The sequence below is a fragment of the Kribbella sp. VKM Ac-2569 genome (genome assembly GCF_004216905.1).
GTDB lineage: Bacteria > Actinomycetota > Actinomycetes > Propionibacteriales > Kribbellaceae > Kribbella.
In genome coordinates this window covers 771,719-786,178 of sequence record NZ_SGXJ01000001.1, presented here as the reverse complement: position 1 = coordinate 786,178, position 14,460 = coordinate 771,719, and the positions used below count along the sequence as shown (strand labels likewise).

The window sequence follows — 14,460 nt, the reverse complement described above, 5'->3', positions numbered from 1 at the left end:
ATAGAAAATCCCCTACCAACGAGTGCCCCAAACCGGAATGATCTAATGACGTGGTGACACAGAGTCAGGCGCCGGATGTGGTGCGGGTGGGGCGGGTCGGTAAGGCGGTGCGGGTGCTCGTCGCGGTAGCCGGCATCGGCCTGCTGATCAACGGTTCGGTGCGCGCCAGCGACGACGCCTGGCCGTTCGGTCCGATGTCGCAGTACGCGATGTCGGTGCCGGACGATGCCAAGATCGACTACACCAGGGTCAGCGCGGTGACGGACGCCGGCACGACGGTCGACGTACCGCTGAACATCGAAGGCGCCGGGGTGGCGCGGGCCGAGATCGAGGCGCGGGCCGGGGAGATCGTGAAGGACCCGTCGTTGTTGCAGCAGGTCGCGGACGGGTGGGCACGCAAGCATCCTGACCAGCCGAAGTACGTGAAGCTCGAACTGATCCGCGACACGACCCAGCTCGTGAAAGGCAAGGTCGAAGGACCGCCGACGTCCCAGGTGCTCGCAACCTGGGAGGTACGCCGATGAAGATCGCCAACTGGTTCACACCGACGATCGCCCTGGCGCGGATCGCCTGGCTGCGGACGGTCCTGTACCTGTTCGTCATCCTCGACATGCACGCGTTCGTCCGCGACACCCGCGACAAGGGCGAGCACCCCGGGCTGTACGAGCCGTTGCTCCTCGCCCGCCTCCTCGACCTACCGAAACCATCGGTCGCGAACACGACAATTCTGTATGTCGTCCTCATCGTCGCGTGCCTGATCGGGGCGACGAACTACTTCCCCCGCGTGGCCGGCTGGATCGTCGCGCCGGCGTTCACCTGGTGGGTGCTGATCGGGATGAGCGACGGCAAGGTCGACCACGACCACCTCGCGCTGGTGATCGCCCTGTGGGTCCTGCCGACCGTGAAGGCGGGCAGCCGGGGCATCACGTCGTACGGCGACCAAACTCGATCGGAAGCGGCCGGCTGGGCGATCCGGTGCATCCAGATCTGCGTGATCGCGACGTACTTCCTGTCCGCGGTCGCGAAACTGCGCAGTGCCGGATGGGTGCTGAGCTGGCCGGGCAGCGCCGTACTGACGTGGGCGATCGTGCGGCGGCCGCACCCGGTCGGGGAGTGGCTGCTGCACTACCCGTGGGTGCTGCACGTGATGCAGTGGGTCGGCATCATCGGGGAGTTCTGCTCGCCGGTGATCCTGTGGCTCAAGGGGCGCTGGCAGCTGTTCGGGGCGCTGTTCTTCCTCGGGTTCCATGCGGCGAACACCGCGATCCTGCTGATCCACTTCCTGCCGACAGTCGTCTGCTGGCTCGCGTTCGCGCCACTCGAACGCATCGCTCCGTGGTTCCAGGCGCGCCGTTCAGACCGCGATGCCGGAAAGGCCGAAGACCAGGCCGAACACGGCCGGCAGGCCGAGCAGGAGGCCGGCGCGTAGCTTGAAGCGGCGCCCGCCGGGGCCCGGGGTCCGGACGACGCGGGACAGTACGGCGCCGGCGTACCCGAAGACCAGGGCGGCGAGCAGGATCTGGAGGGTCGGCAGGTTGTCGGCGTTGTGATGCGTCAGCCCGAGCGTGACCAGGCCCGGGCAGCAGAACGCGCACATGCCGAACCCGAGCTCCGGGATCGGCAGCCAGCGGCGCCCGAGCACGTCCCGTTCGGCAGGTCGCTTACGCCGCAGCGACTGCGCGAAGCGGGCAGTACTGACGATCAGGTCGCTGAGGCAGAGGATCGCGGCCACGGTCAGGGCGGCGTGGAAGATCGTCTGCACAAAGGGACACGCTAGGCCCTGAATGCGGTCAAGTCCGCCCAGCCACGTAACGTCTGCTTAACAAGGGCGGGGCACACTGTGAGAGACCCCGTGATGTGCCTGAGAGATGTCCCTGAGAGATGTTCCGGTGAGAGGTGGACTGATGGACAAGCAGCAGGAGTTCGTACTGCGCGCGCTGGAGGAGCGCGACGTACGTTTCGTGCGGCTCTGGTTCACCGACGTGCTCGGGTTCCTGAAGTCGGTCGCGGTCGCGCCGGCGGAGTTGGAGAGCGCGTTCGCGGAAGGACTCGGGTTCGACGGGTCGGCGATCGAGGGCTTCGCCCGGGTGACCGAGGCCGACATGCTGGCCAAACCGGACCCGTCGACGTTCCAGATCCTGCCCTGGCGGGGCGAGACGATGGGCACCGCGCGGATGTTCTGCGACATCAACATGCCCGACGGCTCGGCGTCGTTCGCCGACCCGCGGCACGTGCTGAAGCGCACCCTGTCGAAGGCGGCCGATCTCGGGTTCACGTTCTACACGCATCCGGAGATCGAGTTCTACCTGTTCAAGTCGCTCAGCGGCGCCCCCGGTACGACGCCGGAGCCGGTCGACTCGTCCGGGTACTTCGACCACACGCCGCAGGGCATCGGCAACGACTTCCGCCGCGAGGCGATCACGATGCTCGAGTCGATGGGGATCTCGGTCGAGTTCAGCCACCACGAGGGCGGCCCGGGGCAGCAGGAGATCGACCTGCGGTACGCCGACGCTCTGTCGACCGCCGACAACATCATGACGTTCCGCGTCGTGGTGAAGGAGGTTGCGCTCTCGCAGGGGATCTACGCGTCGTTCATGCCGAAGCCGTTGTCGGACCAGCCGGGGTCAGGCATGCACACCCACATGTCGCTGTTCGAGGGGGATCGCAACGCGTTCTTCGAGGGCGGTGCGCAGTACCAGCTGTCGAAGACCGGGCGGGCGTTCATCGCCGGCCTGCTGCAGCACGCGGCCGAGATCACCGCGGTGACGAACCAGTGGGTGAACTCCTATAAGCGCCTCGCGGTCGGGGACGAAGCGCCGTCGTTCGTCTCCTGGGGTCACAACAACCGGTCCGCGCTCGTGCGGGTGCCGATGTACAAGCCGCACAAGGGACAGTCCTCGCGGGTCGAGTTCCGGTCGCTCGACTCGGCCGCGAACCCGTACCTCGCCTTCGCGCTGATGCTCGCCGCCGGTCTGAAGGGCATCGAGGAAGGCTACGAGCTGCCCGTCGAGGTCGAGGAAGACATCTGGTCCCTGACGCCGCGCGAACGCAAGGCGCTCGGCATCAAGCCTCTGCCCGGCAGCCTCGCCGAAGCCATCAGCGCGATGGAGGACAGCGAACTGGTCGCCGAGACCCTCGGCGAGCACGTCTTCGACTTCTTCCTCCGCAACAAGCGCGCCGAATGGCAGGACTACCGCCGCCAGGTCACCCCGTTCGAGCTGAACAAGCTGCTCCCGGTCCTGTAGTACGCCGACGTCCTATCGCCTGGGTCCGACGTGACCGACCAACCACACCGCGCGGCCGTTCCTGCAGTCCCGTCCCGTCCAGGTGTCCTTGAAGCTGTCGGCGCCGCCACCGCCGATGTCGAGGGGTACGCCCGACCGTGCGACGACCTTGTTCGCTGGGTCGAGGATCTCGAAGGACTTCGCATCACCGCGGACGGTGTACCCGCGTGGCCACACGAGGGTTACCGCGGGATGGTCCGGGCCGGCCTGGACGCACCCGTTCGCGTCGACGGTCAAGGTGGTTCGGAACAGGGCCTCCATTCCACTGGAGTAGTCCGAGTCGGACCTGACGATTCGAGGGGCCGGCCCACTTGCTGCCGGCGGTTGTCCGTCGCCGGGCCGGACGATCCACGCGGTCCCGGCGATCACCGCGGCGGCGCCGAGCGCCGTACCCCCGACCGCGAATCGCCTGTTGCGGGTCCGGCGATGCCGGATGCGCTCGGCCACCAGGTCCTCGGCGAGGTCAACGGCCTCGCTGCCTTCGGCGGCGGTGGCCCGGAGCAGTTCTCGTAGGTCGTTCATCGGGCACTCTCCTCGGTGATGCCGAGCTGCGTCGCGAGCTTGGCTCTGGCGTCGGCCAGGTGACGTTTCACGGTGCCCTCGGCACAGCCGAGCTCGGCCGCGACCTCGGCAACGGTCAGGTCTTCGTAGTAGCGCAGAACAACGCACGCCCGCTGCCTCGGCGACAGGGTGCCCAGCGCCCTGCGGACCTCGTCCGCCACCGCAACCTGGTCGTCGTCGTGGTGTGGCACGTCGACCAGCAGATGGCGGGTCGCGTTCCACCGCGCGAGTCGCCGGCGGCCGTCGACGTACTGGTTCAGCATCGCTCGCCGGACGTACGCCTCGAGCTGATCGATGTCCTCGCCGATCCGGCGGCGGCCGAACACCCGCGTGAGCGCTTCCTGCACCAGGTCGCCGGCTGTTGCCGGGTCACCGGTCAACAGATAGGCGTAGCTGCGCAGTGCAGCGCCGCGCGTAGCCAGCAACACCCGGAACGCATGCTCCCAGTCAGCCACCACACCACCGTCCGTCCTCTTACCGGTATAGACGAACAACCGGACGGCGACGTTGGGGGTCCGTCAGCACAAATCCCGGACGGGCCTGTGCTCAGACTCCGGCGGGCTGGGTGGGGGAGTCATCGGAGGCGTGCTTGGAGGTCCAGCGCGCGGCTGCCGTGGAGTGCCGGTACGGCGGCTCGGTGGAGAGCGGGGTGGCCTCGACAGTCGCCTCGAATGACGGGGCGGTGGTGACCACCGGCGTACCGTCCGGGGCGAGCGCGTTGACTTCCTCGACCGTGAGAAGGCCGACGGGGCGGACGCCTTCGGTGATGATCACGATGCAGCCGGGGATCACCTGCTGGGCCCGATTTCCCTTGGCAGGAACGAGAATTGCGTCGGCCGGCGTCCGCCAGGCGCCCGGCGAGAAGTGGCGCAGGGCGATCCCGGCCTGGCCGTCCTCGGGGGTGCGGGGCGGGAGGTACGCGGTCGCCGTGTAGTCGTAGTCGTAGTCCGGCTCCGGCGGGCCGGAGACCCGTCCGCCCTGCTGCGGTGTCAACCACACCACCGTGCCGCGCACGGCGAGTGTCCCCGTCATCATGACCATGGACAGTCATCATGCCCGACTACTGAGCGAGTTCGCTACACGACACCGTGTATTCACCGCAATCCATCCGCGATCCAGCCGAGACTTTGAGAAGCCACCGACCATTTCGCCGGCCGGAACGTGGTCGGTGGGTTCTCAAAGTCTGGCCGGAGTGGGTTGGGTAGCCTGCGGGGGTGGCTGACGGGCGTAGGGGGTCTTGGGAGGGGCGGCTGGTTCGGCTGGGGTTCGAGGACCCGCGGCGGGCGGCCGGCATCCTCGAGGACCTGGACGCGCTGGACTCGCACAGTCCGCTGGCCACCGAGCAGCTGATCACGACGCTCTCGGAGTCGGCTGATCCCGATCTCGCGCTGCAGAGTCTCTGCGCGATGGCCGAGGCGCTGCACCGGAACAAGCACGATCTCGCCGCGTTCGCCCGCACGCTCGAGATGGACGAGGGCTTCCGTCGCCGGCTCGTGTACGTGCTCGGCGCGAGCGAGGCGCTCGGGCGGCATCTCGGCGTACATCCACGGCACTGGTACGACCTCGCCGACCCCGCGCTCGCGGGTGCGCGGCCGTCGGTGGAGGATGTCGCGGCCAAGCTCGCGTCCGCCGTCGACGCGGAGAACCCGGTCGACGCGCTGCGGGTCGAGTACCGCCGCCTGCTGCTCCGGCTCGCGGCCCGGGATCTCGCCGAGGGGCTGCTCGTCGACGAGGTCGCCGCCGTACTCGCGGATCTCGCCGCGGGAGCGCTCGAGACCGCACTGCACATCGCCCGCAACCAATACTTCGCCGCTCATCCCGCCGCCGCCGACTGCCGGCTCGCGATCATTGCCATGGGCAAGTGTGGTGGCCGGGAACTCAACTACGTCAGCGATGTCGACGTACTGTTCGTCGCCGAGCCGCTCGACGGCGAACCGGAGCTTCCGGCGATCAAGACCGCGACCCAGCTCGCCGCTGCCGCTATGCGGATCTGCTCGGCGCACACCGGCGAGGGCACGCTCTGGCCGGTCGACGCGGCCCTCCGGCCGGAAGGCAAGTCGGGTCCGCTCGTCCGCACCCTCGACAGCCACTTCGCGTACTACCAGCGCTGGGCGAAGACCTGGGAGTTCCAGGCCCTCCTCAAGGCCCGCCCGGTCGCCGGCGACGCCGAGCTCGGTCGTGAGTACTCCGAGAAGATCGGTCGGCTCACGTGGTCCGCCGCCGACCGGGAAGGGTTCGTCTCCGACGTCCAGGCGATGCGCCGACGCGTCATCGACCACATCCCGGCAGCGGACGTCGATCGCCAGCTGAAGCTCGGTCCCGGTGGATTGCGTGATGTGGAGTTCGCCGTACAGCTCCTGCAGCTCGTGCACGGTCGCAGCGACGACTCGGTCCGCAGCGGTACGACGCTGGTCGCGCTGGAATCCCTGACGAGCAGCGGGTACGTCGGCCGCACGGACGGCGCCGTACTCGCGGATGCGTACCGCTTCCTGCGGTCGATGGAGCACCGCATCCAGCTGTTCCGCCTGCGCCGTACGCATCAGGTCCCGGACAACGAGGCCGACCTGCGACGGCTCGGTCGCTCGCTCGGCTTCACGAAGAACCCGGTCACCGATCTCACCGCCGCGTGGAAGAAGCACGCGCTCGAGGTACGGCGCCTGCACGAGAAGCTGTTCTACCGCCCGCTGCTCGCGGCGGTCGCGCGGATCCCGGGCGACGAAGTACGCCTGACTCCCGAGGCGGCGAAGCAGCGGCTGACAGCCCTCGGGTACGCCGATCCGGCGTCGGCGCTGCGGCACATCGAAGCACTGTCCGAAGGGGTCTCGCGGCGTTCGTCGATCCAGAAGGCGTTGCTGCCCGCGATGCTCGGCTGGTTCGCCGAATCACCCGATCCGGACGCCGGTCTGCTCGCGTTCCGCACGATCTCCGACGCCCTCGGCTCGACGCCCTGGTACCTGCGCCAACTGCGCGACGAGGGCGCGTCAGCCGAGCGGCTGGCGCACCTGCTGGCCAGCGGCCGGTACGCCGTCGACCTGTTGCAGCGCGCCCCGGAAGCGACCGCGATGTTCGCCGACGAGCGAGAGCTGACGCCGCGCACCCAGGAGGCTCTGCTCACCGAGATGTCCGCGGCGGCCCGGCGGCAGGATTCGCCGGAGGCCGCGGTCGCGGCGATCCGCGCCGTACGACGCCGTGAACTGTTCCGGACCGCCGCGGCGGACCTGTCCGGCCTGCTGGACGTCGAGACCGTCGGCGACGGGCTGACCGATATCTCCGTCGGAACACTGACGGCCGCGCTCGAAGTCGCACGCAAGGCGGTCGCCAAGGGGGAGCCCGAACCGACCCGGATGTCGATCGTCGCGATGGGCCGGTTCGGTGGTCACGAGCTCGGGTACGGCAGCGACGCGGACGTGATGTTCGTGCACGACCCGCTCCCGGGCGCAGACGAGAAGAAGGCGACGGACTTCGCGACCCAGGCGGCGACCGAGCTGCGCCGGATGCTGTCGTTGCCCGGCGCCGATCCAGCCGTCGCGATCGATGCGGACCTGCGCCCGGAGGGCCGGCAAGGACCGTTGGTACGGACGCTGGCGTCGTACGCCTCCTACTACGCGCGCTGGTCGGCCGTGTGGGAAGCGCAGGCGTTGCTCCGCGCCGACCCGTTGTGCGGCGACGCAGACCTGTGTCAGTCGTTCCGCGAACTGATCGACCCGCTGCGCTACCCGGTGAACGGTGTGAGCGAACGCGACGTGATGGAGATCCGCCGGATCAAGGCGCGCGTCGACGCCGAGCGGTTGCCGCGCGGCGCCGACCGGAGCACGCACACCAAGCTCGGCCGCGGCGGTCTGGCCGACATCGAGTGGACCGTTCAGCTCCTGCAACTCCGCGAAGCGCACCGCGTTCCCAGTCTCCGTACGACGCGCACGCTCACCGCGCTCCGAGCCGGGGTGGAGGCCAACCTCGTCGACCCCACCGAGGCTGAGACGCTGCAAGCGGCTTGGGTGCTGGCCACCCGGATCCGGAACGCGATCATGCTCGTCCGCGCCCGCCCCGGCGACTCGCTCCCGCGCGATCCGCGCGACCTGGCGGCCGTGGCCCAGATCTGCGGCTACCCACCTGGCGAATCCGGCCGCTTCTCCGACGACTACCTCCGCACCACCCGCCGGGCCCACAACACCGTCGCCCGTCTGTTCTGGGACGACTAGGTTGACAGGCAACCTTTTAGTTGCCTATCGTCGAACGTGTGGAGCTGGTGTTCAAGGCGTTGGCCGACGAGGGCCGGCGGCAGCTGCTGGACGCCCTGCGGGAGCGCAACGGGCAGAGCCTGCAGGAGTTGTGTGAGTTGCTGCCGGACCTGACCCGGCAGGGCGTGACCAAGCATCTGCGGATCCTCGAGGACGCGAACCTCGTGGTCACGGTCAAGCGCGGACGCCACAAGCTCCACTACCTGAACCCGGTGCCGATCAACGAGATCGCCGAACGGTGGCTGAGCAACTACGAACGCGACAAGTTGCGTGCGCTCAGCGCGCTCAAGGCAGCTTTGGAGGAAAGATGAGCAAGCCGGCAATGATCCACGTGACCTACATCGAGACCACCCCCGAGAAGCTGTGGGAGGCGCTCACGTCGGGAGCGTTCACCCAGCTGTACTGGTTCGGTCGCCGGATCGAGTCGGACTGGACGGTCGGCTCGCCGGTGCGCTTCTACGACAGCGCAGACGACAGCCTGACCGATTCCGGCGAGGTCCTGCTGTACGACGAGCCGAAAACGCTGGCGTACACGTTCAAGAACGAGTTCCTCGAGGCCCGCGCCGACGAAGCCCCCGGTCGGGTGACGTTCACCATCGAGCCGGCCGGCAAGAACGTGGTGAAACTGCAGGTCGTGCACGACGAGATCGCCGAGGACACCGTCGAGGGCTGGCGGAACGGCTGGGCCCCGATCCTCGCCAACCTGAAGACCTACCTGGAGACCAACCGAACCCTGGAGATCACCTTCTCCTGAGGGGGTGTCTGACACCCCCTAGAATTCACCTGGTGGGAGCAACAGATCAGGTCCGGCAAGTCGGTGTCTTCAGCACCGTCCGCCGCAGCGTGCGGATGACGGTCGGGCAAAAGCGCGTCTGGGAGACACGGTGGCCGGAGCTCGGCCGGACGCAGGAGGATCTGCCGACCGGTGAGCTGGATCTGGTGGATTGGTTCGGCCGTACGGCGCCGACCGTGCTGGAGATCGGCTCCGGGATGGGGGAGGCGACCGCGCAGCTCGCCGTCGCCGCGCCCGAGGTCAACCACGTGGCCGCGGAGGTCTACCCGGCCGGGCTCGGTCAGCTGATGCTGTGGGTGGAGAAGTACGACCTCGACAACGTCCGCCTGCTGCAGGGCGACGCGCTGGACTTCCTGCGTGATCACGTCGCCCCCGGCGCGCTGGCCGGCGTACGGATCTACTTCCCGGACCCGTGGCCGAAGAAGCGGCACCACAAACGCCGGCTCGTCACGGCGCCGTTCGTCGGCCTGATCGCCGACCGCCTGCAGCCGGGCGGGACGTTGCACCTGGCAACGGACTGGACGGACTACGCCGACCGCATGCTCGAGGTCTGCGCAGCCGAACCCTCATTGCACAACGAGTACGGCGGATGGGCCCCGCGGCCCGAGTGGCGCCCGGTCACCAAGTTCGAGTCCCGCGCGCAAGCCGAGGGCCGCGAGGTCCGCGACCTGATCTACACCAAGTTCTAAGCCGACCGGCTCGTGAACGACCACAGTCCGGCGCCGACGGTGTAGATGGTGTAGCCCTCGTCGTACGTCGCTGAGCCGGCGAACGCCTGCGGTACGGCGTCGACATCCGCTGCTCGCTCCGACGGCACATGAACCTCAGCCGTCGTGCCGACCGGCACCTGGACGTCCAGCGACAGGACCCGTGCCGTCTTCTTCCATGAGACCGCCACGCGCCCGCGGATCGTCTCGGTGCGGATGCTCGCCGAGTCCACCTCGTCGCGGGCATCCGGCCGTACGACGATCCGCTCGCTGCCGGCGTCGACGACGCGCAGCCCGGCGACGTTCTCGAAGATCCACTGCACGACCGTGCCCTGGAAGTAGTGGTTGCGCGACCGCGAATCGTCCTCCCACTTCTCCCACATGGTGTCCGCGCCGAGGTCGAACCAGTAGCCCCAGCTCGGATAGCTCCGCTGCAGCGCGACCTTCGTTGCCACGTCGCCGTACCCGTGCGCGGTCAGCACCGGCAGCAGTACGCCGACGCCCAGGCAGCCCGTGTTGAGGTGGAAGCCACGAGCCTCGACGTCGGCTGCCAACCCGGCCGCGACCTGCTCGACGAACTCGTCCGGCACGATTCCGAACGCCAGCGGTACGGCGTTCGACGTCTGCCGGTAGTCCGGGTCGTCGGCCGACCGGTACCGGCCTTCGGCGCGATCCAGGAACGTCCGGTTCAGCCCGTCGGCGAGCCCGTCCGCCGCCTTCCGGTACTCGTTGGGCTGCCCAATCACCTCGCCGATCTCCGCCGCGACCACGAGCGCCCGGTAGAGGTACGCCGTACCCGTCAGCCGCCGGTCCTCCGGCGCCGGACCGCCCCCGAACCCGGGCGGCAGCCAGTCGCCGAGCACGCTCACCGACAACCCGTCCTCGACCCGATCCAACTCCCACGCGAGGTAGCGCGTCAGCGAGTCCCAGTGCTCGCGGAGCAGCCGCTCGTCGCCGTACCAGCGATACATCTCGCGCAACAGGAACGGATAAACAGTCGGCCATTCGGTCGCAGGGGAGAGGTCGGTGAAACCCCAGCCGCTGGTCGGCACGATCACCGGGAGCTGCCCGGAGTCCGCCTGGCTGTCCCGGATGTCGCCGAGCCACTTGGTGAAGAACCGCGCCAGATCGAGGGTCGCGAGCATCGTCGGCGCGCCGACCTGCGCGTCGCCGGTCCACCCGTTCTTCTCGAAGTACGGCGTATCCGTCGGGATCCCGTGCAGGTTGCTCAGGATCGTGCGCCGCATCGCCCGCTCGAACTGCTCGTACGGCGCCTGCGTCGACGAGAACCGGGTCACCGACGGAACGTCCGAGTTCACCACCCGCAGTTGCAGATCGGCGGCCGCGCCCTCGATCTGCACGTACCGGAAGCCCTTGTAGGAGAACCGCGGCTCCCACGTCTCCACCCCGGTGCCGGCCGCGATGTACTCGTCGCGCTGGATCCGGTCGCCGTCGACGTGCACGTTCCACGCCGCCACGTTGCCGTCGGCAACCGTCTCGCCATGCGTGAGGCTGATCGTCGTCCCGGCCGGCGCGGTGGTGGACAGCCTCGTCCAGCCCGCCACGGTCCGCCCGAAGTCCACGATCCACACGCCGAGCCGAACCTCGGTGACCTCGACCGGGTCGACGGTCTCGACCACCCGGATCGGCTCGTGGGCCTGCGCGGTCAGCTTCCCCTTGGGCGCCTCGACGGCCGATGCCGCGGACCAGGAGGAGTCGTCGAACCCAGCCGCGTCCCAGCCGGGCAGCGCCCGCCGGGCGTCGTACGTCTCACCGGTGTAGAGCGAGTCCGACAGCGTCGGACCGCCCGAGATCCGCCACGTCTCGTCCGTGACCACCTCGTCCACCCGGCCGTCGTCGTACTCGACCACCAGTCGCGCGATCAGCCGCGGGTCAGCGGTCCACGGGGTGTCGTGCCAGCGCCAGACGTTCACCGAGGTCAGTCCGAAGAAACCACGCCCGAGTTCGGCGCCGACCACGTTGTCGCCGGCCTGCAGGAGCTCGGTCACGTCGTGCGTGACATAGAGAACGGTGCGGTCGTAGGCGGTGAAGCCCGGATCGAGTACGGCGTCACTCACCGCGTGCCCGTTGAGCCGCAGGTCGGCGTACCCGAGACCGCTCGCGTAGAGCCGGGCGCGCCGGACGGTGCCGTCCACGGCGAACGCGCGCCGGAGGAGCGGTGCGCTGTCGGTCGCGCCACCGATCCACTGCGCGGCCCCGAACCCCTCGTCGAGCACTCCGGTTTCGAACCATTCTGGTGCAGCCCACTCACCGCCCTGGTCGTCCCACAACCTGACAGTCCAGTGGTACCGCGTCCGCGCCGCCGTCGGACCGTCGTACTCGATCCCGAAGGTCCGCGCCGACTCGACCTTGCCCGAGTCCCACACGTCGGCGCTCTCCGGCGTGAGCAGCTCCGGCGCGGAGGCGACCAGGATCTGGTACGCCGTCTGCGTCGCGCCGTACCCGGGGGCGACGGCAATCCAGCTGAAGCGCGGCCGAGGGACCTCGACGCCGAGCGGTTGGGCGGCGTACTCGGTCTTCAAAGAGCGGGGAGTCAGCACGCACAGGACCGTAGGCAGCGGTCGCCGTGGCTTTCAACCGTGTGACCAGATCTGGCCGATGATCGAATCTGATCGTTCGTCTCGATTCGTGATTCGTAGGTCCAAATGCTGAAACCTGAGCATCTTGCTCGACTTTGTCCGCTTTCATGGTCCTATGCAGATCATCGCGAACGCGCCCGGAGACGCCCTCACCCGGCGCCGGCACGTCGATCTGCTGCGCGTGAACTCCTCGGGTTGTTGAACGACGGCGTACCTTCCTGCCCGTCTCCTCCCCGTTCCGTAGGAGTACATCCATGCGTCGCCTCGTCCTGATCGCGCTGCTCGGCTCGATCGCCCAGCTCGTCGACGGCACCCTCGGCATGGCGTACGGCGTCACCGCCAGTACCGCCCTGCTGATCACCGGGATCACCCCGGCTGTCGCGTCCGCCTCGGTCCACCTGGCCGAGGTCGGCACGACGCTTGCCTCCGGCCTGTCGCACTGGCGGTTCGGCAACGTGGATTGGCGCGTCGTCGCGCTGATCGGGGCTCCCGGCGCGGTCGGAGCGTTCGCCGGTGCGACATTCCTCTCCAGCCTCTCGACCGAATCGGCGTCCCTGTGGGTCGCCGGCCTGCTGCTCCTGCTCGGCGTGTACATCCTGGTCCGGTTCGGCACCGGGAAGGTCCGGGCGGTGATCGAGGGCCGCCCGGCCGGGAGGTTCCTCGGCCCGCTCGGTCTGGTGGCCGGCTTCATCGACGCCACCGGCGGTGGCGGCTGGGGCCCGGTCGCGAACTCCGCGCTGCTGTCCAGCGGCAAGCTGGCGCCGCGCCGGGCGGTCGGTTCGGTGAACGCTGCCGAGTTCCTGGTCTCGGTCGCCGCCAGCATCGGGTTCCTGTTCGGGCTGGGCGGGAAGAACCTGCCGTTCGGCATCGTCGCCGCGCTGCTGATCGGCGGCGTGATCGCGGCCCCGCTCGCCGCCTGGCTGGTGTCCCGGCTGGCCACTCGTTGGCTCGGGGTCGGGGTCGGCCTGGTGCTGATCCTGACCAACGCCCGCACCGTGCTGAACGGCCTCGACGTCACCACCGGCCCGCGGTACGCCGTCTACACGGCCCTCGTCCTGGGCTGGGCCGCGATCGTCACGTACGGCGTCCGCGCCGCGGCCCGCCGTACCGTCCGCGAGGCCGAACAACTGCTCGACGAAACCGAGCTCGAGCCCGCTTCCTGAGCTTCACCTTCCGCCAAGACAAAGGTCTTCTTGTGAGCATCTCCGCCACTCGTCCGTTCCGCCTGCTCGCTGCCGCCCTGGCCCTGACCGTTGCTGCCGCCGGCTGCTCGCGCGCCGACAGCGACGAGTCGCCCGCCGCGTCGAGCGACAAGGGTCCCGCCACCGAGCTGCGGCTCGGCTACTTCCCGAACGTCACCCACGCCGCCGCACTGGTCGGTCTCGGCAAGGGCCTGTTCACCAAGGAGCTCGGCAGCACGAAGCTGGTGCCGACGAAGTTCAACGCCGGCCCGGAGGCCGTCGGCGCGCTGCTCGGCGGCTCGCTGGACGCTTCCTTCATCGGCTCCGGCCCGGCGATCAACGCCTACGCGAAGTCGAACGGCGAGGCGGTCCGGCTGATCGCCGGCGCCACGTCCGGCGGCGCGCAGCTCGTCGTCAAGCCGACGATCACCAAGCCGGCCGACCTGGTCGGCAAGACCGTCGTCACGCCGCAGCTCGGCAACACGCAGGACGTGTCGCTGAAGAAGTGGCTCGCCGACAACCAGCTGACCGGCAAGGTCAAGGTGACCAACCTGGAGAACGCGCAGACGCTGGACGCGTTCAAGAAGGGCGACGTGGACGCGGCCTGGCTGCCCGAGCCCTGGTCGTCCCGCCTGGTCCTGGATGCGGGCGCGAAGGTGCTGCTCGACGAGGCGACGCTGTGGCCGAACGGGCAGTTCCCGACGACCGTACTGATCGTCCGGACCCAATTCCTGAAGGAGCACCCGGCAACGGTGACGGCGCTGCTGAAGGGCCTGAACGCGGCGATCGACTTCAGCACGTCGGATGCCGCACAGGCGAAGACCGTGGTGAACGACCAGCTCAAGGCGGCGACCGGCAAGGCGCTGAAGCCTGCGGTCATCGACCGGGCGTGGGAGCACATCAAGATCACCGCAGACCCGATCGCCGCCACCTTCCCGCAGCTGGCCAAGGACCAGGTCACCGCGGGGATCGCGAAGCAGGCGCCGAACGTGGCCGGCTTCGCGGACCTGGGACCGCTGAACGAGGTCCTCACCCAGGCAGGCAAGCCGGCAGTCGACGCCGCCGGCCTGGACGCCAAGTAGTAGTCAAGTAGAGG

General features: G+C 68.9%; 14 protein-coding genes. 9 read left to right on the top strand and 5 right to left on the bottom strand.

Going from position 1 to position 14,460, the window contains the following annotated elements:
• Positions 1–53 precede the first annotated feature (53 nt).
• Complete coding sequence (locus EV649_RS03590; RefSeq protein WP_241997689.1) at positions 54–524, top strand: hypothetical protein; 471 nt, start codon at positions 54–56, stop codon at positions 522–524.
• Complete coding sequence (locus EV649_RS03585; protein WP_130380455.1) at positions 521–1,429, top strand: HTTM domain-containing protein; 909 nt, start codon at positions 521–523, stop codon at positions 1,427–1,429. The genes EV649_RS03590 and EV649_RS03585 overlap by 4 nt, the downstream gene beginning before the upstream one ends.
• Here the strand turns inward: EV649_RS03585 and EV649_RS03580 are convergent.
• Positions 1,355–1,762 carry a hypothetical protein gene (locus tag EV649_RS03580; protein WP_130380453.1) on the bottom strand — a complete coding sequence of 136 codons (408 nt, stop codon included), beginning with the start codon at positions 1,760–1,762 and terminating at the stop codon, positions 1,355–1,357. The two genes, EV649_RS03585 and EV649_RS03580, sit on opposite strands and share 75 nt — an antisense overlap.
• A gap of 142 nt (positions 1,763–1,904) precedes the next feature.
• On the opposite strand from EV649_RS03580, the gene glnA reads away from it, so the two are divergent.
• Positions 1,905–3,245 carry a type I glutamate--ammonia ligase gene (gene glnA / locus EV649_RS03575; protein ID WP_130380451.1) on the top strand — a complete coding sequence of 447 codons (1,341 nt, stop codon included), beginning with the start codon at positions 1,905–1,907 and terminating at the stop codon, positions 3,243–3,245.
• Between the two features lie 12 nt (positions 3,246–3,257).
• On the opposite strand, the gene EV649_RS03570 is transcribed toward glnA, so the two are convergent.
• The 3 genes from EV649_RS03570 to EV649_RS03560 all read right to left on the bottom strand — a co-directional run bounded on the left by EV649_RS03570 (position 3,258) and on the right by EV649_RS03560 (position 4,886).
• Positions 3,258–3,806 (bottom strand): hypothetical protein, encoded by a 549-nt coding sequence (locus tag EV649_RS03570; protein WP_130380449.1) that lies wholly within the window; start codon positions 3,804–3,806, stop codon positions 3,258–3,260.
• Positions 3,803–4,300, bottom strand: a complete 498-nt coding sequence (locus tag EV649_RS03565) for a SigE family RNA polymerase sigma factor (RefSeq protein WP_130380447.1) — start codon at positions 4,298–4,300, stop codon at positions 3,803–3,805. The genes EV649_RS03570 and EV649_RS03565 overlap by 4 nt, the downstream gene beginning before the upstream one ends.
• 91 nt (positions 4,301–4,391) lie before the next feature.
• Positions 4,392–4,886, bottom strand: coding sequence for a hypothetical protein (locus EV649_RS03560; protein ID WP_130380445.1), 495 nt, complete (start codon positions 4,884–4,886; stop codon positions 4,392–4,394).
• A gap of 173 nt (positions 4,887–5,059) precedes the next feature.
• Here EV649_RS03560 and EV649_RS03555 point away from each other — a divergent pair, with 173 nt between their 5' ends.
• From EV649_RS03555 to trmB, 4 genes are read left to right on the top strand one after another with little or no spacing between them, the layout of a single operon-like run.
• The gene (locus tag EV649_RS03555) at positions 5,060–8,044 is read left to right on the top strand and encodes a bifunctional [glutamine synthetase] adenylyltransferase/[glutamine synthetase]-adenylyl-L-tyrosine phosphorylase (protein WP_130380443.1); all 2,985 of its coding nucleotides are present in this window, start codon (positions 5,060–5,062) and stop codon (positions 8,042–8,044) included.
• 38 nt (positions 8,045–8,082) lie between these two features.
• The gene (locus EV649_RS41435; protein ID WP_130380441.1) at positions 8,083–8,394 is read left to right on the top strand and encodes a helix-turn-helix domain-containing protein; all 312 of its coding nucleotides are present in this window, start codon (positions 8,083–8,085) and stop codon (positions 8,392–8,394) included.
• The gene (locus tag EV649_RS41430) at positions 8,391–8,837 is read left to right on the top strand and encodes an SRPBCC family protein (RefSeq protein ID WP_130380439.1); all 447 of its coding nucleotides are present in this window, start codon (positions 8,391–8,393) and stop codon (positions 8,835–8,837) included. Before EV649_RS41435 ends, EV649_RS41430 begins: the two co-directional genes overlap by 4 nt.
• Positions 8,838–8,869: 32 nt before the next feature.
• Positions 8,870–9,565, top strand: coding sequence for a tRNA (guanosine(46)-N7)-methyltransferase TrmB (trmB, locus tag EV649_RS03540; RefSeq protein WP_130380437.1), 696 nt, complete (start codon positions 8,870–8,872; stop codon positions 9,563–9,565).
• Here the strand turns inward: trmB and EV649_RS03535 are convergent.
• A complete protein-coding gene (locus tag EV649_RS03535) occupies positions 9,562–12,144 on the bottom strand; it encodes a family 78 glycoside hydrolase catalytic domain (protein ID WP_241997688.1) in 2,583 nt (860 codons plus the stop codon). The two genes, trmB and EV649_RS03535, sit on opposite strands and share 4 nt — an antisense overlap.
• A 293-nt stretch (positions 12,145–12,437) precedes the next feature.
• Between EV649_RS03535 and EV649_RS03530 the strand changes: the two genes are divergently transcribed.
• Entirely contained in the window at positions 12,438–13,346 is a 909-nt protein-coding gene (locus EV649_RS03530) for a sulfite exporter TauE/SafE family protein (RefSeq protein ID WP_130380433.1), read from the top strand.
• Between the two features lie 32 nt (positions 13,347–13,378).
• Positions 13,379–14,446, top strand: a complete 1,068-nt coding sequence (locus EV649_RS03525; RefSeq protein WP_130380431.1) for an ABC transporter substrate-binding protein — start codon at positions 13,379–13,381, stop codon at positions 14,444–14,446.
• Positions 14,447–14,460: the final 14 nt, after the last annotated feature.

Bases quoted from the DNA above. Each gene is read 5' to 3' on its own strand.
- EV649_RS03585 (WP_130380455.1), top strand. From the start codon at position 521: ATGAAGATCGCCAACTGGTTCACACCGACGATCGCCCTGGCGCGGATC.
- glnA (WP_130380451.1), top strand. From the start codon at position 1,905: ATGGACAAGCAGCAGGAGTTCGTACTGCGCGCGCTGGAGGAGCGCGAC.
- EV649_RS03570 (WP_130380449.1), bottom strand. From the start codon at position 3,806: ATGAACGACCTACGAGAACTGCTCCGGGCCACCGCCGCCGAAGGCAGC.
- EV649_RS03560 (WP_130380445.1), bottom strand. From the start codon at position 4,886: ATGGTCATGATGACGGGGACACTCGCCGTGCGCGGCACGGTGGTGTGG.
- EV649_RS41430 (WP_130380439.1), top strand. From the start codon at position 8,391: ATGAGCAAGCCGGCAATGATCCACGTGACCTACATCGAGACCACCCCC.
- EV649_RS03530 (WP_130380433.1), top strand. From the start codon at position 12,438: ATGCGTCGCCTCGTCCTGATCGCGCTGCTCGGCTCGATCGCCCAGCTC.